This is a genomic window from Brevundimonas phoenicis (assembly GCF_047237745.1).
In the GTDB taxonomy this organism is placed as follows: Bacteria; Pseudomonadota; Alphaproteobacteria; order Caulobacterales; family Caulobacteraceae; genus Brevundimonas.
Window position 1 is genome coordinate 193,895 of sequence record NZ_JBDFLN010000001.1, and the last position, 16,918, is coordinate 210,812.

At 68.1% G+C, this 16,918-nt stretch carries 13 protein-coding genes; 6 read left to right on the forward strand and 7 right to left on the reverse strand.

Features of this window, described 5'->3' with window-relative positions:
* Positions 1-17 precede the first annotated feature (17 nt).
* Complete coding sequence (gene ffh, locus ABC419_RS00935; protein WP_412876615.1) at positions 18-1,541, reverse strand: signal recognition particle protein; 1,524 nt, start codon at positions 1,539-1,541, stop codon at positions 18-20.
* A 461-nt stretch (positions 1,542-2,002) separates the two neighbouring features.
* On the opposite strand from ffh, the gene ppc reads away from it, so the two are divergent.
* A complete protein-coding gene (gene ppc, locus ABC419_RS00940) occupies positions 2,003-4,708 on the forward strand; it encodes a phosphoenolpyruvate carboxylase (protein WP_412876614.1) in 2,706 nt (901 codons plus the stop codon).
* Here ppc and ABC419_RS00945 read toward each other — a convergent pair whose 3' ends face one another.
* Positions 4,709-5,674, reverse strand: coding sequence for a magnesium and cobalt transport protein CorA (locus ABC419_RS00945; RefSeq protein WP_200168208.1), 966 nt, complete (start codon positions 5,672-5,674; stop codon positions 4,709-4,711).
* Positions 5,675-5,833: 159 nt separating this feature from the next.
* Positions 5,834-8,017 carry a M3 family metallopeptidase gene (locus ABC419_RS00950; protein ID WP_412876613.1) on the reverse strand — a complete coding sequence of 728 codons (2,184 nt, stop codon included), beginning with the start codon at positions 8,015-8,017 and terminating at the stop codon, positions 5,834-5,836.
* Positions 8,018-8,137: 120 nt separating this feature from the next.
* Here ABC419_RS00950 and ABC419_RS00955 point away from each other — a divergent pair, with 120 nt between their 5' ends.
* Positions 8,138-9,001, forward strand: coding sequence for a glutamate racemase (locus ABC419_RS00955; protein WP_412876612.1), 864 nt, complete (start codon positions 8,138-8,140; stop codon positions 8,999-9,001).
* Between the two features lie 11 nt (positions 9,002-9,012).
* On the opposite strand, the gene ABC419_RS00960 is transcribed toward ABC419_RS00955, so the two are convergent.
* Positions 9,013-9,525, reverse strand: a complete 513-nt coding sequence (locus ABC419_RS00960) for an S-type pyocin family protein (RefSeq protein ID WP_412876611.1) — start codon at positions 9,523-9,525, stop codon at positions 9,013-9,015.
* 133 nt (positions 9,526-9,658) lie between these two features.
* Between ABC419_RS00960 and coaBC the strand changes: the two genes are divergently transcribed.
* From coaBC to ABC419_RS00975, 3 genes are read left to right on the forward strand one after another with little or no spacing between them, the layout of a single operon-like run.
* The gene (gene coaBC, locus ABC419_RS00965; RefSeq protein ID WP_200216304.1) at positions 9,659-10,882 is read left to right on the forward strand and encodes a bifunctional phosphopantothenoylcysteine decarboxylase/phosphopantothenate--cysteine ligase CoaBC; all 1,224 of its coding nucleotides are present in this window, start codon (positions 9,659-9,661) and stop codon (positions 10,880-10,882) included.
* 16 nt (positions 10,883-10,898) lie between these two features.
* Positions 10,899-11,348, forward strand: coding sequence for a dUTP diphosphatase (gene dut / locus ABC419_RS00970; RefSeq protein WP_200168203.1), 450 nt, complete (start codon positions 10,899-10,901; stop codon positions 11,346-11,348).
* A gap of 48 nt (positions 11,349-11,396) precedes the next feature.
* Complete coding sequence (locus tag ABC419_RS00975; RefSeq protein ID WP_200168240.1) at positions 11,397-11,798, forward strand: BLUF domain-containing protein; 402 nt, start codon at positions 11,397-11,399, stop codon at positions 11,796-11,798.
* A gap of 71 nt (positions 11,799-11,869) precedes the next feature.
* On the opposite strand, the gene dapB is transcribed toward ABC419_RS00975, so the two are convergent.
* The 3 genes from dapB to dnaK form a co-directional block, all read right to left on the reverse strand.
* Entirely contained in the window at positions 11,870-12,619 is a 750-nt protein-coding gene (gene dapB / locus ABC419_RS00980; protein WP_412876610.1) for a 4-hydroxy-tetrahydrodipicolinate reductase, read from the reverse strand.
* Positions 12,616-13,827 (reverse strand): molecular chaperone DnaJ, encoded by a 1,212-nt coding sequence (dnaJ, locus tag ABC419_RS00985; RefSeq protein ID WP_412876609.1) that lies wholly within the window; start codon positions 13,825-13,827, stop codon positions 12,616-12,618. The genes dapB and dnaJ overlap by 4 nt, the downstream gene beginning before the upstream one ends.
* Before the next feature lie 191 nt (positions 13,828-14,018).
* Positions 14,019-15,926 carry a molecular chaperone DnaK gene (dnaK, locus tag ABC419_RS00990; protein ID WP_200168200.1) on the reverse strand — a complete coding sequence of 636 codons (1,908 nt, stop codon included), beginning with the start codon at positions 15,924-15,926 and terminating at the stop codon, positions 14,019-14,021.
* A 321-nt stretch (positions 15,927-16,247) separates the two neighbouring features.
* Between dnaK and ABC419_RS00995 the strand changes: the two genes are divergently transcribed.
* Positions 16,248-16,856: an alpha-ketoglutarate-dependent dioxygenase AlkB gene (locus ABC419_RS00995; RefSeq protein WP_412876608.1), complete on the forward strand. Its 609-nt coding sequence runs from the start codon at positions 16,248-16,250 to the stop codon at positions 16,854-16,856.
* Positions 16,857-16,918 lie beyond the last annotated feature (62 nt).

Here is a 16,918-nt window from a genome sequence, read left to right on the forward strand (position 1 = left end):
CTCTTTCTAGAAAGGCGTTAGTTCTTTTTGGGGAAGCCCGGCAGACCCGGAAGGCCCCCCGGAAGTTGTCCGCCGCCCAGGCCCGCCAAGCGGTCCTGAATGGCTTTCATTTCATCGGCCGAGGGTTCCGGCATCTTGCCGCCGCCCAGAGCCTTCAGGCGGTTCATATCAGGACCGCCGCCGCCCATGCCGGGCAGGCCGCCCATCATGGAGGCCATCTTCTGCAGGTTCTTGCCGCCGCCCTTGGACAGCGACTTGACCATGTCGGCCATCTGCCGGTGCTGTTTCAGCAGGCGATTGATATCCTGAACCTCGACGCCGGCGCCCTTGGCCACGCGCTTCTTGCGGCTGGCGTTCAGCAGGTCGGGCTTCTTGCGCTCGGCCTTGGTCATGGAGCTGATGACGGCCAGCTGGCGGTCGATCATCTTGTCCGAGACGTTGTTCTCGGCCATCTGGTTCTTCAGCTTGGCCACGCCGGGCAGCAGGCCCATGATGCCCTGAAGACCGCCCATCTTCTTCATCTGGTTCAGCTGGCCCGCCAGGTCGTCCAGGTCGAACTGGCCCTTAGCCAGCTTGCGGGCCATCTTCTCGGCCTTGGCCTGGTCCAGCTCGCCCGCGGCCTTTTCGACCAGGGCGACGATGTCCCCCTGACCCAGAATACGACCGGCGACGCGGCGGGCGTCGAAGACGTCCAGCGCATCGACCTTTTCGCCCGCGCCCAGATATTTGATCGGCAGGCCGGTGACGGCGCGCATCGACAGCATGGCGCCGCCGCGCCCGTCGCCGTCGGCGCGGGTCAGCACCAGACCGGTCAGCGGCAGACGCTCGTGGAAGGCGGCGGCGGTGCGCACCGCGTCCTGACCGGTCAGGCTGTCGGCGACCAGCAGGGTCTCGATCGGCTTGGCGATCTCGGCGACCTCGGCCACCTCATTCATCAGCCCTTCGTCCAGGGTGATGCGGCCGGCGGTGTCGAGGATCAGGACGTCAAAGCCCTGAAGCTTGGCCGACTGCAGCGCGCGGCGGGTGATCTGGACCGCGCTCTCGCCCGCCACGATGGGCAGGGTCGCAACCTCGATCTGCTGGCCCAGAGCGGCCAGTTGCTCCATGGCCGCCGGACGACGCGTGTCCAGCGAGGCCATCATGACCTTCTTCTTGTCGAACTTCGACAGACGCAGGGCCAGCTTGGCCGAGGTCGTCGTCTTGCCCGAGCCCTGCAGACCGGCCATCAGCACGACGGCGGGCGGGGTCGCATTGGTGTTCAGCGGAACCGGCTCTTCGCCGCCCAGCATCTCGACCAGGCCGTCATAGACGATCTTGACCACCTGATCGGCGGGCTTGACCGCGCGGATGACTTCCTCGCCGGTCGCGGCCGTCTTGGCGCGGGCGATGAAGTCCTTGACCACCGGCAGGGCGACGTCGGCCTCGAGCAGGGCGACGCGGACCTCGCGCAGGGCCTCCTCGACATCCTTTTCGGACAGGGCGCCGCGGCCGGTGATCCGGTCGAAGACGCCTGTCAGCCGCTCGTTCAGAGCCTCGAACATTCAAACCCTTTCATGCGCCTGGGCCCTAAGCCTCCATGAGAAACGCCCATAGGCGGGCGACCTCTGCGAACGATCACGTCGACAGAGGCCCTCTCCCACCTCGTCCTGAAGAAAATCAGGGGTCGTGCGGGTGGAGGCGCAGGTTCAATTGCGCCGGAAGTCGCGGCTTATGGCGGAAAAACAAGCAAGAGTCGATAGGCGTGTCGCTATAGCCGAAACCCTCTACCGTCATCCCCGGGCTTATCCCGGGAATCCATAAACACGGCGTCCGATATCAAAGGCGCGGCGCGCAACCGACAAACGGCTGAGCGTCTGGATCCCCGGGACAAGCCCGGGGATGACGGAATAAAGAACAGGGCGGCGCCGCCGCACAAAGGGTTTGCGCGTTGCAGCATGGGCTGGCGCGTTCGGATCCCGCTGATACGGTTCCTGCCCGGCCTCCCCGCTGAGAGACAATCCACATGACCCAGACCTCCGAGTTTCCCCATGATCGTCTCCGCGACGAGGTCCGGCTGCTGGGCGCCTTGCTGGGCGAGGTGATCCGCGACGAGGGCGGCCAGGCGCTCTACGACCGTATCGAGGCGGTGCGTCAGGCCTCGGTGGCCTATCATCGCGATCCGGGATCGGACGGCGCCTCGGAGCTGGAGCGGCTGCTGGGCGAGCTGTCGCTGGATCAGGCCATCGGCCTGACGCACGGCTTCGCCGCCTTCTCCCTATTGGCCAATGTCGCCGAGGACCGGGCGGGCAAGCGCCGCGCCCAGGCCCAGGCCGAGGCGGGCGAACGGGCCGACACCCCCGAGGGCGCGCTCAAGCGTCTGGCCGAGGCGGGCGCCGACAGGGCGGCGGTGCGCGACCTGCTGGCCCAGGCCCTGATCTCGCCGGTCCTGACCGCCCACCCGTCCGAAGTGCGGCGCAAGAGCGTCATCGACCGCACCACGGCGGTCGGCGAGCTACTGGACGGCTGCGACCGCGACGGGATCGCCTGCGACGCCGAAACCCTGAAGGCGGCCCTGCGCCGTCAGATCGTCATCCTTTGGGCCACGCGGCTAACCCGCGCATCGGCCCTGGTGGTGCAGGACGAGATCGACACCGTGGTCGACTGGCTACAGCGCATCTTCCTGCATGTCGCCCCGGCCCAGCTGGCCGAGTGGCGCCGCCTGCTGGACGCGCCGGATCTGACGCCCTTCGTGCGCATCGGCTCCTGGGTCGGCGGCGACCGCGACGGCAATCCCAACGTCGACGCCGACACCCTGCGCGCCGCCTTCCGCAGCCAGGCCCGCGCGGCGCTGGGCTTCTATCTGGACGAGGTGCACGCCTTGGGCGCCGAACTCAGCCTGTCCATCGACCTGAGCCGCGTCACGCCTGAACTGGCCGCCCTGGCCAAGGGATCCGGCGACGCCTCCATCCAGCGTGCGGACGAGCCCTATCGCCGGGCGCTCAGCCAGATATACGCCCGCCTGTCGGCCGCCCACCCCGCCCTGACCGGCGAGCCGACGCCGCGCCCGGCCCGTTTCGAGGCCCCGGCCTACGACGGCCCCGACGCCTTCCGCGCCGATCTGAACGTGCTGCACGACAGTCTGGTGCGGACCCACGGCGCCGTCTTCGCCGATGACCGGCTGGCGCGGCTGATCACGGCGGCGGACGTGTTCGGCTTCCACATGGCGACGCTGGACCTGCGCCAGAACTCGGACGTGCATCAGCGCGTGGTCTCCGACCTGCTGAAGGTCGCGGGCGTCTGCCCCGACTACGCCGCCCTGGACGAAGTCGAACGGCTGGCCGTGCTGGCGCGCGAGTTGGCCAGTCCCCGTCCCCTCTTCTCACACTATGCCGACTATGCGGCCGAGACGCTGAAGGAGCGCGCCATCCTTCAGGCCGCCGCCGAGGCCCTGGCGACCTTTGGACCGCAGGCGATCCGCACCCATATCGTGTCCAAGACCGACGCCGCCTCGGACATGCTGGAGGTGTATCTGCTGCTCAAGGAGGTCGGTCTCTACGACCCAGCCGCCCCCGGCGCCTGTCCCATCCAGGCCGCGCCCCTGTTCGAGACCATCGACGACCTGCGCGCCGCCCGCGCCACGCTGGAGCGCGTCCTGGCCGAGCCTTCCGCTCGCGCCGTGGCCGAGGCGCGCGGGGTGCAGGAGGTGATGATCGGCTATTCCGACAGCAACAAGGACGGCTCCTACCTGACCTCGGGCTGGGAACTGCACGAGGCCTCGCGCGCCCTGCTGGAGGTCACGCGCGCGGCGGGGGTGCGGCTGCAGCTTTTCCACGGCCGGGGCGGCGCCGTGGGGCGGGGCGGCGGTTCCGCCTTCTCGGCCGTTTTGGGCCAGCCCGCCGGCACCGTCGCGGGCCGCATCCGCGTCACCGAACAGGGCGAGGTCATCGCCAATAAATACGGCGAGCCGGAGGTGGCCCAGCGCAACCTCGACGCCCTGACCTGCGGAACCCTGCTGGCCTCGTTGGGGCCGCAGTCCGACGCGGGCTACAGCGCCCAGCACGGCGCCACGGCCGCGCGCCTGTCCGCCGCCTCGATGAAGGCCTATCGCGCCCTCGTCTATGAGACGCCCGGATTCGTCGACTATTTCCGCGCCGCCACCCCCATCGCCGAGATCGCCGACCTGAAGATCGGCTCGCGCCCGGCCAGTCGCACGGCCTCCCCCGCCATCGAGGATCTGCGCGCCATTCCCTGGGTGTTCAGCTGGTCGCAGTCGCGGGTCATGCTGCCCGGCTGGTTCGGCTTCGGCTCGGCGGTTCAGGGCGAAGATCCCGCCGAACTGCGCGCCATGGCCCAGGCCTGGCCCTTCTTCCGCACCGTGGTCCAGAACATGGAGATGGTGATGGCCAAGGCCGACATGGCCATCGCGCGCCGCTACGCCGGACTGGTCCCCGACGCCGCCCTGGCCGAGCGCATCTATGACGCCATCCGCGCCGAATGGGACCGCACCGTCGCGGCCGTCCTGTCGATCACCGGCCAACAGACTCTATTGGGCGGCCAGCCCGAACTGGATCGGCTGATCCGCCAACGCATGCCCTATGTCGAGCCGCTGAACCATGTGCAGATCGAGCTGATCCGCCGACGTCGCGCAGGCGACGACGACCCACGCGTCAGCAACGGCATCCTGCTCGCCATCAACGGCGTGGCGGCGGGTCTCAGGAACAGCGGCTGATCACAGCCACCGGGTCCGCTTGAAGGTGACGTAAAGGCCGATGCAGATGGCGACGATCAAGGCCAGCACCGCCGGATAGCCATAGGTCCAGCGCAGCTCGGGCATGTAGTCGAAATTCATGCCGTAGATGCCCGCCACCGCCGTCGGCGTCGCCAGGATGGCGGCCCAGGCGGCCAGCTTGCGGGTGATCACGCCCTGGCGCTGTTGCTCCAGCAGGTTGGACACCTCGAACACCGAGGCCAGGATGTCGCGCAGACCCGCCGCCCGGCTGGCGACGCGACGCACATGGTCGGCCACGTCGCGGAAGTAAGGGCGGACCTCGCGGTCGATGCAGGGCAGGTCCAGCGACTGCAGCTTGACGCAGACCTCCTCCATCGGCCCCAGCACTCGGCTGAACTTGAGCAGTTCGCGGCGCAGCTGGAACAGGCGGGTGATGTCGGCGCGCGACAGGAAGCTGTCGAGGGCGACCTGCTCCATCTCCAGCACCTTGTCCTCGATGGCGTCGATGATGGGGATGTAGCCGTCGACGATGAAGTCCAGCACTCCGTGCAGGATGAAGTCCGGGCCGTGCTTCAACTGGTGCGGCGAGGCCTCCAGCTGGGCGCGCAGCTGGGTGTGGGCGCGCGCCGAGCCGTGACGGATGGTGATGACGTAGTTGGGGCCAACGAAGACGTGGGTTTCTCCGTACAAGATGCGATCGCCCTTGGCCTGGGCCGTGCGGGCGACGATGAAGAGCTCGGAGCCATAGACCTCAAGCTTGGGGATCTGGTGCGCCGTCAGGGCGTCCTCGACCGCCAGGGGGTGCAGGTGGAAACGGCGGACCAGGACGTCGAACTCATCGTCCGTCGGCTCATGCAGACCGATCCACAGGTATTCGCCCTTGGCCAGGGCCAGGCCCTGATCCGTCAGCGGCGCCTCGCGCACCCGCTTGCCGTCCTTGTAGACGTAGGAAGCGACGACGCTCATGGGCGCTCCTTCAACTGAATGGCCAAGGCTTACGCCACCCCGGCCGAAATAGAAAAGGCCCGGCGGATTTCTCCGCCAGGCCCCTTCAACTTTGTTAGCCAACGGCCTCAAGTAGGCCGAAGGCCGATAGGCCACTCAAAATGAGCGGTAGGCCCCCTCTTAAGAAGTCGGGAAGCCGCGCACCTTCAGCAGGGCCGCCACGTCCGGGTTGCGGCCGCGGAACTGGCGATAGGCGTCGCCGCGGTCCGTGGTGTTGCCCGGCGCCAGGATGATCGACTTGAAGCGGCCGCCGATGTCCGGATTGAAGACGTCGCCCGACTCCTCGAAGTAGGCCCAGGTGTCGGCGTCCATCACTTCCGACCACAGGTAGGAGTAGTAGCCCGCCGAATAGGCGTCCGAGGTGAACAGGTGATTGAACTGCGGCAGGCGGTGCCGCATCACGATCTCCTTAGGCATGCCCAGACGGCCCAGGGAGGCCTTTTCGAAGGCGTCGATGTCGGTCGGCGGCGTCGCCTGGGTGTGCAGATCCATGTCGACCAGGGCCGAGGACAGGTAGCTGACCGTGGCGTAGCCCTGGTTGAAGGTCGAGGAGGCCTCGATCTTGTCCACCAGCGTCTGCGGCATCGGCTGCTTGGTCTCGACGTGCTTCATGTAGCCGTCGAGGATCGGGCGGCTCAGCACCCAGTGCTCGTGCACCTGCGACGGATATTCCACGAAGTCGCGCGGCGTGTTGCCGAACGACGGATAGGTCACCACCGACGAGAAGTAGTGCAGGGCGTGGCCGAACTCATGGAACAGGGTCTCGGCGTCGTCCAGCGAGATCAGCAGCGGCTGACCGTCCGGCGCCTTGACGAAGTTGTTGTTGTTCGAGGCCAGGATCGGCTTCGAACCCGTCAGCTTCGAGAACGAGCGATAGGTCGTCATCCAGGCGCCCGAACGCTTGCCCGGTCGGGCGAAGTCGTCGGCGTAGAACAGGCCGATCAGCTTGCCGGTGGCCTTGTCGGTGACCTCATAGGTGGTCACGTCCGGCTCGAAGGTCGAGACGGTTCCCTTGGGCAGTGGCTTGAAGACGAAGCCGTACAGGCGCTCGGCCATGTAGAAGGAGGCCGCGCGCACGGCGTGCAGTTCGAAGTAGGGCTTCAGCTCGTTCTGATCGAGGTCGTACTTCGCCTTACGCACCTTCTCGGCGTAGTAGAGGTAGTCCCACGGCTCGATGTCGTGACCGGCGATCGCCTTCATGTCGGCGACTTCCTCGGCGACGCGGGCCTTGGCCGGGGCCCAGACGCGCTGCATCAGGTCCATCGCCGCGGCCGGGGTCTTGGCCATGGTGTCCTGCATGCGCCATTCGGCGTGGTTGCCGAAGCCCAGCAGGCGGGCGCGCTGCTGACGCAGGGCGACGATGCGGGCGATGGTCGACTTGGTGTCGTTGGCGTCGCCGTTGTCGCCGCGCTTGGCGAACTTGGTCCAGACCTGCTGACGCAGGGCGCGGTCATCGGCGAAGGTCAGGAAGGGATCGACGCTGGAGCGGGTGTTGACGATGGCCCAGCCCTGGACGTTGCGCGTGCGCGCAGCCGCGGCGGCGGCGGCCTTGTTCGAGTCCGGCAGGCCCTTCAGACCCGCCTCATTGGCGATGACGGTCCAGGTGTTCTCGTCGGCCACCACCTTCTGACCAAAGCCGGTGAAGGCGTTCGACAGGTCGGTGTTGATGCGGCCCAGTTCGGCCTTGCCGGCCGCGTTCAGGGCGGCGCCGTTGCGCACGAAGGCGTCGCGGCTGCGTTCGGCCAGACGCTTCTGCTGGGCGTTCAGGCCCGCCGCGTCGGCGCCGTCGGCCACGGCCTTGATGCGGGCGAACAGCTTCTCGTTGAAGGTGATCTCGTCCGAGGCGGCCGACAGGATCGGCGACAGCTCGGTCTCCAGCACGTCCCACTGCTCGCCGCCGATGTTCGAGGTCATGACGCTGAACACGTTCATGGCGCGGTCCAGCGGCTCGCCCGCCATCTCCATCGCCGCCATGGTGTTGGCGAAGGTCGGGGCTTCGGCGTTGTTCGCGATCGCGGCGATGTCGGCGCGTTGCAGTTCGATGCCTTCCAGGATGGCTTCGCGCATCTTGGGCGCCGTCACCTTGTCCCACGGCGGCACGCCCTCATAGGGGCCGGTCCAGGGCTGCAGCAGCTCGGCGCGCGGCGCGGCGGCCGGCAGGACGGCGCGGGCGATGCGGGCCTCATCGGCGGTCGTCAGGGCGCCGACGGCGCCGCTCACGGCGTTCTCCACGGCCCCAGCCGAGGCGCAGCCCGACAGGGCGAAGAGGCTCGCGCCCCCGATGAGAAGATGACGTCTGTGCATCCAGGTCTCCAACCATAGCTGTTTCGGACGTCCTTCGGCGCAGCGGCCCCCGACGTCGCATAAATCCGGTTTAGTCCTAACTATTGGACGGCGAAACCCCGCGAGGCTAAAGGCCGCTGCATGGCGATAGGCGTTTTCGACTCCGGCGTGGGGGGCCTGACGGTCCACCGCGAACTCACGACCCGCTTTCCGACGCGGGATTTCATCTATCTGGGCGATCAGGCCCACGCACCCTATGGCGGGCGCAACGGCGAGGATATCGTCGAACTGACGCGCGCCGGGTGCGAGCGCCTGTTCGAGGCGGGCGCCTCCGTGGTCGTGCTGGCCTGCAACACGGCCTCGGCCATCGCCCTGCGTCGCCTGCAGCAGACCTGGATTCCGGGGATGCGCGAAAAGCTGGGCCGCCCGGTCAACGTCCTGGGCATCATCGTCCCGACCATCGAGGCGGCCACCGGCCTGCCCTGGTCGTTCGAGGCCGAGCGCAACGGACGGCTGGAAGGCGAGAAGAAGCAGGCGATCGACATCACCGGCGTCTTCTGCACCGCCGCCACGGCCATGAGCCGGGTCTATGAGATCGAGATCGACAAGCGTCGCGACGACCTGGCCGTCTTCACCGAGGCCTGCCCCGGTCTGGCCGGTCTGATCGAGCTGGGCGCCCCGCCGGAAGAGCTGAAGGTGGTGGTCGACGACCACGTCGACGCCCTGCGCCGCCGCATCGGCCGCCACCCGGACAAGGCCATCCTGGGCTGCACCCACTATGAGATCGTCGCCGACCTGTTCGCCCAGGCCCTGCCGCCCGGCGTCCAGGTCATCAGCCAGCCCGCCGCCGTGGCCGACTCGCTGGAGCGCTATTTCGACCGCCACCCGGAATACGACCTGGGCTCGTCGTCGCGCCGCGACTTCCTGACCACGGGCGCGCCCGGCCCGCAGTCGGACCTGGTCGCCCAGTTCTGGGGCGCGCCCCTGACGTTCGATCAGGCCTGAGACAAGGCCCGCTATTCAGCGGAACGCGCCCCGTTGCGTCGCTGGCCGAAGGTCGGGGCCCGCTCCTTCTGCTGCGCCCAATAGGTCGGGCCGTCGTCCGGCTTGAACATGGTGCGCGGCACGCCGTTGCGGTCCACCACGGCGAAGGTGTTGGTCGAGGCCTGATAAAATAGAGTGTCGCCGTTCGGCCGCTTCACGGTCTCGGTGCCGGGCGGCGTGCTCTCGGTGAAGGCCTGAACCTTCTGCAGATAATCCTCGGCCGACCTGGCGCCGAAGTCCGCGCCGTTGCGCTCATACAGCCGTTGCACCTTGGCGTCGGCGGTTTCCCGCCGATTGGCCGTGACCGGCGGCTTGGCCGCTTCCAGCGGCGCAGCATCCGCCACGCCGTCTTGCGCCCCCTCTGAAACCAGGCCGACCGGTTCGGCCGCGCTGCGATCCCGCGTCTCGACCGCCGAGCCGCCGCTGTCGCATCCCGCCAGAACCAGAACCGCCGCAGCCAGGGCCGCAGACATCCGCATATGCATGGCATCCCCTCCTGAAAACCCGCCGAACACAGTTAGGCATACAATTTTTGTTCCGGCAATGTTCCATTGACAGAAACGTCAGCGACGTCGCTTTGTCTCGACGCCGTCACCCCGCCCGGCTACAGATTTCGCCATGACCGCACCCTCGCTTTCCGGCCGCAAAATCCTGCTGATCGTCGGCGGCGGCATCGCCGCCTATAAGGCGCTGGAGCTGATCCGCCTGTTCAAGAAGGCGGACGCCGAGGTGATGGCCGTGCTGACCAAGGCCGGCGCCGAGTTCGTCACCCCCATGTCGCTGGCGGCCCTGACCGGCCATCCGGTGCGGCAGGATCTGTTCATGCCGGAAGACGAGACGGCCATGGGCCATATCGAGCTGTCGCGCTGGGCCGATCTGGTGGTGGTGGCGCCCGCCACGGCCGGGCTGATCGCCAAGGCCGCCAACGGCCTGGCCGATGATCTGGCCTCGACCACGCTTCTGGCCACGGACAAGAAGGTGCTGCTGGCCCCGGCCATGAACGTGCGCATGTGGCTGCACCCGGCGGTGCGGGCCAATGTCGAGCGGCTGAAGGGCTTCGACGGCTTTCACGGCATGGCCGTGGTCGGGCCGGACGACGGGATCATGGCCTGCGGCGAGTTCGGGCCGGGCCGCATGGCCGAACCGCCGGTCATCTTCGACGCCGTCGCTCGCCTGCTGGCGGGACCGGACGGCCGCCCGCTGACGGGTCGGACCGCCGTGGTCACGGCCGGGCCGACCTTCGAGCCGATCGACCCGGTGCGCGGCCTGACCAACCGTTCCAGCGGCAAGCAGGGCTACGCCGTCGCCAGCGCCCTGGCCGAACTGGGCGCGCAGGTGACGCTGATCTCCGGCCCGGTGGCGCTGGACGCGCCCGTCGGCGTGACCCGCGTCTGGGTCGAGGCCGCCACTGAGATGAAGGCGGCCGTCGAGGCGGCTCTTCCCGCCGACATCGCCGTGATGAGCGCCGCCGTCGCCGACTGGCGCGTGGACGGCGTCGCTTCAGGCAAGATCAAGAAGAAGCCGGGCGGTCCGCCGTCGCTGGCCCTGATCGAGAACCCCGACATCCTGGCGGGCGTCTCCGCCCCCGGCCCGCGCCGCCCGAAACTGGTGGTCGGCTTCGCCGCCGAGACCAGCGACCTGGAGGCCAACGCCCGCGCCAAGCTGTCGCGCAAGGGTTGCGACTGGATCGTCGGCAACGACGTCTCGGACGAGGTCTTCGGTTCGGACGGCAACGCCGTGACCCTGTTCACGCAAAACGGCGACGAGCCGTGGCCGCGCCAGTCCAAGACCGAAGTGGCGAGGAAGCTCGCCCAACGCATCGCCGATCACTTCAAGGCCTAGAAGAGACCTCCCCGTCATGACCACCATCCGCGTCGAACGCCTGCCCCACGCCGAGGGTCTGGCCCTGCCCGCCTATGAGACCGCCGGTTCGGCGGGCATGGACCTGCGCGCCGCCATCAGCGAGGGCGAAACGCTGGTGCTGGAGCCCGGTCAGCGCAAGCTGATCCCCACCGGCCTGAAGATCGCCCTGGAACCCGGCTATGAGGCCCAGGTGCGCCCGCGTTCGGGCCTGGCGCTGAAGCACGGCATCTCGGCGCCCAATTCGCCGGGCACCATCGACAGCGACTATCGCGGCGAGATCGGGGTCATCCTGATCAACCACGGCGAGCTGCCGTTCGAGATCAAGCGCGGCGACCGCATCGCCCAGATGGTCATCGCCCGCTACGAGCAGGCCCGGATGGTCGAGGTCGAGGCGGTGGACGAGACCGCGCGCGGCGGCGGCGGCTTCGGCTCAACCGGACGTTGACGAAAGCGTCACTTTCATCCTTGCAAATATGGCTCTAGCGTGGCCGTCATGAACACGCTGGACCAGCTCGTCTATTGCAGCCGCTCGCAACTGGCGCCGGACGAGGAGGCGGCGGCGATGGCCGACATCGTTCACGTCGCCGCCTTCCTGAACGCCCGCAACGGCATCACGGGAGCGCTGACCCTGCAGGACGGCGTGTTCGTTCAATGTCTGGAGGGCTCCCCCACCGCCCTCGACATCCTGATGCTGCACCTGCATTTCGACGAGCGACACGAGGCGATCGAGATCGTGGCGCGCGGCCGGATCGAGCGGCGCGCCTTCCCCGCCTGGGGCATGACCGCCCCGACGCTCGGTCGGTGCGATGCGCTCAGCCGCCTGATCGCTCGGCGCTCCGACGACCTGATCGCCTGGCGCGAGGCCATGGGCGCCCTCCTGACCGAACCGGCCTGACACCGCGCTCAGGCAGCGAGCCGCCGCGCGGCGCACGATAGCGCAGGGGCGCGCCGGCGCCCCACCCAGCATCATGCTTGGCGGAAACCCAGCACGTCCTGCATGTCGTAAAGGCCGGGGCGGCGGTTACGCACCCAGGCGGCGGCGGCCACCGCGCCCTTGGCGAACAGACTGCGATCCATGGCCGAGTGCGACAGGGTCAGCATCTCGTCCTCCGAGGCGAACATGACGGTGTGTTCGCCGATCACTCCGCCGGCGCGAAGGCTGGCGAAGCCGATCTTGCCCGTTTCGCGCGGGCCGGTGATGCCGTCGTAAGGGGCGCTGCGCAGTTCCTTCAGATCGCGGCCCCGGCCGTTGGCGGCGGCCTCGCCCAGCATCAGGGCCGTGCCCGAGGGGGCGTCGACCTTGCGCCGGTGATGCGTCTCCAGCACCTCGATGTCCCAGTCGCGCGCGTCCAGCCGCAGGGCCGCGTGCTCGACCAGGCCGATCAGGATGTTCACGCCCAGCGAGAAATTGCCGCTCATGACGATGGCGATCTTCTCGGCGGCGGCCTCGATCTCGGCCTCCTGTTCCGGCGTCAGGCCCGTGGAGCCGACGACCAGCGCCGGTCCGCCCGCCTCGGCGCAGGCCTTGGCCAGGGCGACCGAAGCCTCGGGCGTCGAGAAGTCGATGATGACGTCGCACAGCTTCAGGTCGACCGTCTCGCCACGATCGAAACGAGCGGCCACCACCACGTCCTCGCGGGCGTCCAGAACCTGAGAAACGGCGCGGCCCATGCGGCCCCGGGCGCCGGAGATGCCGGCGTGGAAGATGTCGCTCACGCGGTCTCTTTCGGATTATCGGCGTCGCCGCCCAGGATATCGGCCCAGAAGCGCTTGGCCTTGCCGGCGAAGCTGGTGTTGCGCGGCGTCTGGGTCTCACCCAGGGAGTCCGCCAGTTCGGTCAACAGCTCCTTCTGACGCGCGGTCAGTTCAGTCGGCGTCTCGACGAACAGTTCGACCACCAGGTCGCCGCGACCGCGCCCGTTCAGGTGCGGCATGCCCTTGCCCTTGATGCGGACCGTCTTGCCCGTCTGGGCGCCCGCGGGCACATCGACCGCCGCCCTGCACTTGCCGTCGCAAGCGTCGGAGACCAGGCAGGGGGCGTCGACAATGCCGCCCAGGGCCGCCACCGTCATAGGCACCGGCACCGTGACCAGCAGGTCCAGATTGTCGCGCTCGAACAGTTCGTGCGGCAACACCGACAGGAAGACATAGAGGTCGCCGCGCGGTCCGCCGCGCTGGCCCGCCTCGCCCTCGCCCGACAGGCGGATGCGCGAGCCGTCGTCAACGCCCGCCGGCACCTTGAGGCTGAGCTTGCGGGTCTTGCGAACCTGGCCGTGGCCCCGGCAGTTGGTGCAGGGATCGGCGATCATCTCACCCGAACCGCCGCAGCGGGGGCAGGTGCGCTCGACCTGGAAGAAGCCGTTGGCCTGGCGCACGCGACCGGCGCCGCCGCAGGTGGAGCAGATGCTCGGCTTGGTGCCCGCCTTGGCGCCCGAGCCGTCGCAGACCTCGCAGGTCATCAGGGTCGGGATGGCGATCTCAACCTCGGCGCCCTTGTAGGCCTGCTCCAGCGTGATCTCGAGGTCGTAGCGCAGGTCCGAGCCGCGACGCGGGCCGCTCTGTTGCTGGCGCCCGCCGCCCCGGCCGCTGAAGGCGTCCCCAAAGGCGTCGCCGAAGACCTGGGAGAAGATGTCGTTGATGTCGTGGAAGCCCTGGCCGCCGCCCTGGCCGAAGGGGTTGCCGCCGCCCGCGCCGCCGCCGTTCACGCCCGCATGGCCGAAACGGTCATAGGCCGCGCGCTTCTGCTCGTCCGACAGGACGGTGTAGGCCTCGGAGATTTCCTTGAAGCGGGCCACGGACTCTTCGGAGCCGCCGTTGCGGTCGGGGTGGTGCTCCATCGCCAGCTTGCGATAGGCGCTCTTGAGCACGACGGCGTCCACCGTCCGCTCGACCCCCAGAATCTCGTAATAGTCACGTTGCGCCATCAGGCGTTCGTCCTCTTACTTTCCCGCCGCGCCAGGGTGCTGTTCGGCCTCTCTTGATCTGGAGGCGTTCCGTTCGCGGATGACCGACGGCCTGCCTGATGACATGGGCGCCCGGTCGAATGATGCAAGTTTCATGAAACGGCCCCGCCTGCCGTCTGGCAAGCGGGGCCGAACATTAGCGAGGCGCCGGGTTAGGCGTCCTTCTTCTCGTCCGTGTCCGAGACTTCCTCGAACTCGGCGTCGACCACGCCGTCGTCGGCCGGTTGGCCCTCGGCGTCGCCTTCAGCCCCGCCCTGCTGGGCGGCGTACATGGCCTCGCCCAGCTTCATCGAAGCCTGCGCCAGGGTGTTGGTCTTCTCGCGGATAGCCTCGGGGTCCGTGCCGTCCTTGGCCGACTTCAGGTCGTCCAGGGCCGACTGGATGGTCGCCTTGGTCGCGTCGTCGATCTTGTCGCCGTGCTCGGCCAGGGCCTTCTCGGTCGAGTGGACCAGGCTGTCGGCGCCGTTCTGGGCCTCGACCAGTTCCTTGCGGGCCTTGTCGGCCGCGGCGTTGGCCTCGGCTTCCTTGACCATGTTCTCGATGTCGGCGTCCGACAGGCCGCCGTTGGCCTGGATGCGGATCGACTGTTCCTTGTTCGTCGCCTTGTCCTTGGCCGTCACGTGGACGATGCCGTTGGCGTCGATGTCGAAGGCGACCTCGATCTGCGGCATGCCGCGCGGCGCCGGCGGAATGCCCATCAGGTCGAACTGACCCAGCACCTTGTTGTCGGCGGCCATCGGGCGCTCGCCCTGGAAGACGCGGATCGTCACGGCCGACTGATTGTCGTCAGCGGTCGAGAAGACCTGAGCCTTCTTGGTCGGGATCGTCGTGTTGCGCTCGATCAGGGGCGTGAACACGCCGCCCAAGGTCTCGATGCCCAGCGTCAACGGGGTCACGTCCAGCAGCAGCACGTCCTTGACGTCGCCTTGCAGAACGCCGGCCTGAACGGCGGCGCCCAGGGCCACGACTTCATCCGGGTTCACACCCTTGTGCGGCTCCTTGCCGAAGAATTTCTTCACGGCTTCCTGCACGGCGGGCATGCGGGTCATGCCGCCGACCAGAACGACTTCATCGATGTCCGAGGCCTTGAGGCCCGCGTCCTTCAGCGCCTTGGCGCAGGGCTCGATCGTGCGCTGGATCAGGTCGTCGACCAGAGCTTCCAGCTTGGCGCGCGACAGCTTGATGTTCAGGTGCAGCGGGCCCGAGGCGTTCATGGTGATGAACGGCAGGTTGACCTCGTACTGGGTCGTCGAGGACAGCTCCTTCTTGGCCTTTTCGGCCTCTTCCTTCAGGCGCTGCAGGGCCAGCTTGTCCTGGCGCAGGTCGACGCCCTGCTCCTTCTTGAACTCGTCGGCCAGGTAGTCGACCAGACGCATGTCGAAGTCTTCACCGCCCAGGAAGGTGTCGCCGTTGGTCGACTTCACCTCGAACACGCCGTCGCCGATCTCCAGGATCGAGACGTCGAAGGTGCCGCCGCCCAGGTCGTAGACGGCGATCTTCTGACCGTCGTTCTTCTCAAGGCCATAGGCCAGGGCCGCCGCGGTCGGCTCGTTGATGATGCGCAGGACTTCCAAACCGGCGATCTTGCCGGCGTCCTTGGTCGCCTGACGCTGGGCGTCGTTGAAATAGGCGGGAACAGTGATGACGGCCTGGGTGACCTTCTCGCCCAGATAGGCCTCGGCGGCCTCCTTCATCTTGCCCAGGGTGAAGGCCGAAACCTGCTGGGGCGAATAGTCCTTGCCGTGGGCCTGGACCCAGGCGTCGCCGGTCGGACCCTTGACGATCTCGAAGGGCACCATGCCCTTGTCCTTGGCCACCACCGGGTCATCGAAATTGCGGCCGATCAGGCGCTTGATGGCGAAGAAGGTGTTGGCGGGGTTGGTCACCGCCTGACGGCGCGCGGGCTGGCCGACGAGGATTTCGCCGCCGTCCTGAATGGCGACCACCGACGGGGTGGTGCGGGCGCCTTCGGCGTTCTCGATGACCTTGGGGTTCTTGCCGTCCATGACGGCGACGCACGAGTTGGTCGTGCCGAGGTCGATGCCGATGATCTTGGCCATGGGCTTGTCTTTTCACTCCTTGCGGCGGGCGATGCGGCGGCCTTGGATCAAGCGCCGCGCGTGACCGCCCCCAGATGGGCTTTTGTAATCATGCCGCGCCGGACGACGCCCGGTTCGGCGGTGGATGGGATCGGCGGACAAGCCCCTAACGAATAGGGGGTTATCGCCGGATTGGCTCGGATATGGGAAAGACCGCAGAGGCTGCAAGGCCTTCCGACCGGTTCCGGGCCGATTCCGCGCCTTATGGCGGACAAGGCGGCGCGGCGCCGCTAAATTCGGCCGATGATCCCGCAAAACCCCCTGCAACCGCCCAGAAAAGATATGAGGGAAGCGCCGACAGCCCTGCCCGGCTTTCGTCTGTGGCCCGGCCTGCTGGACGCTGCGGAACAGGCCGAACTGCTGGCCGAGGTGCGGCGAGGCCTGGAGGCGGCGCCCCTCTATCGGCCGGTGACGCCCGGCGGGCGGCCGTTTTCAGTGCGGATGAGCAATTTCGGCGCCCTGGGCTGGGTGTCGGACCGCCAAGGCTATCGCTATCAGCCGACCCATCCGGCGACCGGCGCGCCCTGGCCCGCCATTCCGCCCCGGCTTCTGAGCCTGTGGGACGCCCTGACCGGCTGGCCGAGCCCGCCCGACGCCTGCCTGGTCAACCTCTATCAGGGCGAGGCGAAGATGGGGCTGCATCAGGACCGGGACGAGCGCGATCTGACGGCGCCCGTGCTGTCGATCTCCCTGGGCGACACGGCGGTGTTCCGCATCGGCCCGGCCGAAGGCGGCGCCACCCACAGCGTGCGTCTGGCGTCCGGCGACGTCTGCGCCCTGACCGGACCGGCGCGGCTGGCGCGTCACGGGATCGATCGGCTGTTGGCGGGGTCGTCGCGGCTTCTGCCGGGCGGCGGGCGGGTTAACCTGACCCTGCGGGTCGCAGGCTAGACCGAAGGACTCGACGCGGCGGCGAAAGCCGGGGCACTGTCGCGGCTTCCACAGCGCCGACC

Excerpts from the sequence above, each read along its gene's own strand:
- ffh (WP_412876615.1), bottom strand. The coding sequence starts at position 1,541 with ATGTTCGAGGCTCTGAACGAGCGGCTGACAGGCGTCTTCGACCGGATC.
- ppc (WP_412876614.1), top strand. The coding sequence starts at position 2,003 with ATGACCCAGACCTCCGAGTTTCCCCATGATCGTCTCCGCGACGAGGTC.
- ABC419_RS00945 (WP_200168208.1), bottom strand. The coding sequence starts at position 5,674 with ATGAGCGTCGTCGCTTCCTACGTCTACAAGGACGGCAAGCGGGTGCGC.
- ABC419_RS00950 (WP_412876613.1), bottom strand. The coding sequence starts at position 8,017 with ATGCACAGACGTCATCTTCTCATCGGGGGCGCGAGCCTCTTCGCCCTG.
- ABC419_RS00955 (WP_412876612.1), top strand. The coding sequence starts at position 8,138 with ATGGCGATAGGCGTTTTCGACTCCGGCGTGGGGGGCCTGACGGTCCAC.
- ABC419_RS00960 (WP_412876611.1), bottom strand. The coding sequence starts at position 9,525 with ATGCATATGCGGATGTCTGCGGCCCTGGCTGCGGCGGTTCTGGTTCTG.
- coaBC (WP_200216304.1), top strand. The coding sequence starts at position 9,659 with ATGACCGCACCCTCGCTTTCCGGCCGCAAAATCCTGCTGATCGTCGGC.
- dut (WP_200168203.1), top strand. The coding sequence starts at position 10,899 with ATGACCACCATCCGCGTCGAACGCCTGCCCCACGCCGAGGGTCTGGCC.
- ABC419_RS00975 (WP_200168240.1), top strand. The coding sequence starts at position 11,397 with ATGAACACGCTGGACCAGCTCGTCTATTGCAGCCGCTCGCAACTGGCG.
- dnaJ (WP_412876609.1), bottom strand. The coding sequence starts at position 13,827 with ATGGCGCAACGTGACTATTACGAGATTCTGGGGGTCGAGCGGACGGTG.
- dnaK (WP_200168200.1), bottom strand. The coding sequence starts at position 15,926 with ATGGCCAAGATCATCGGCATCGACCTCGGCACGACCAACTCGTGCGTC.
- ABC419_RS00995 (WP_412876608.1), top strand. The coding sequence starts at position 16,248 with ATGAGGGAAGCGCCGACAGCCCTGCCCGGCTTTCGTCTGTGGCCCGGC.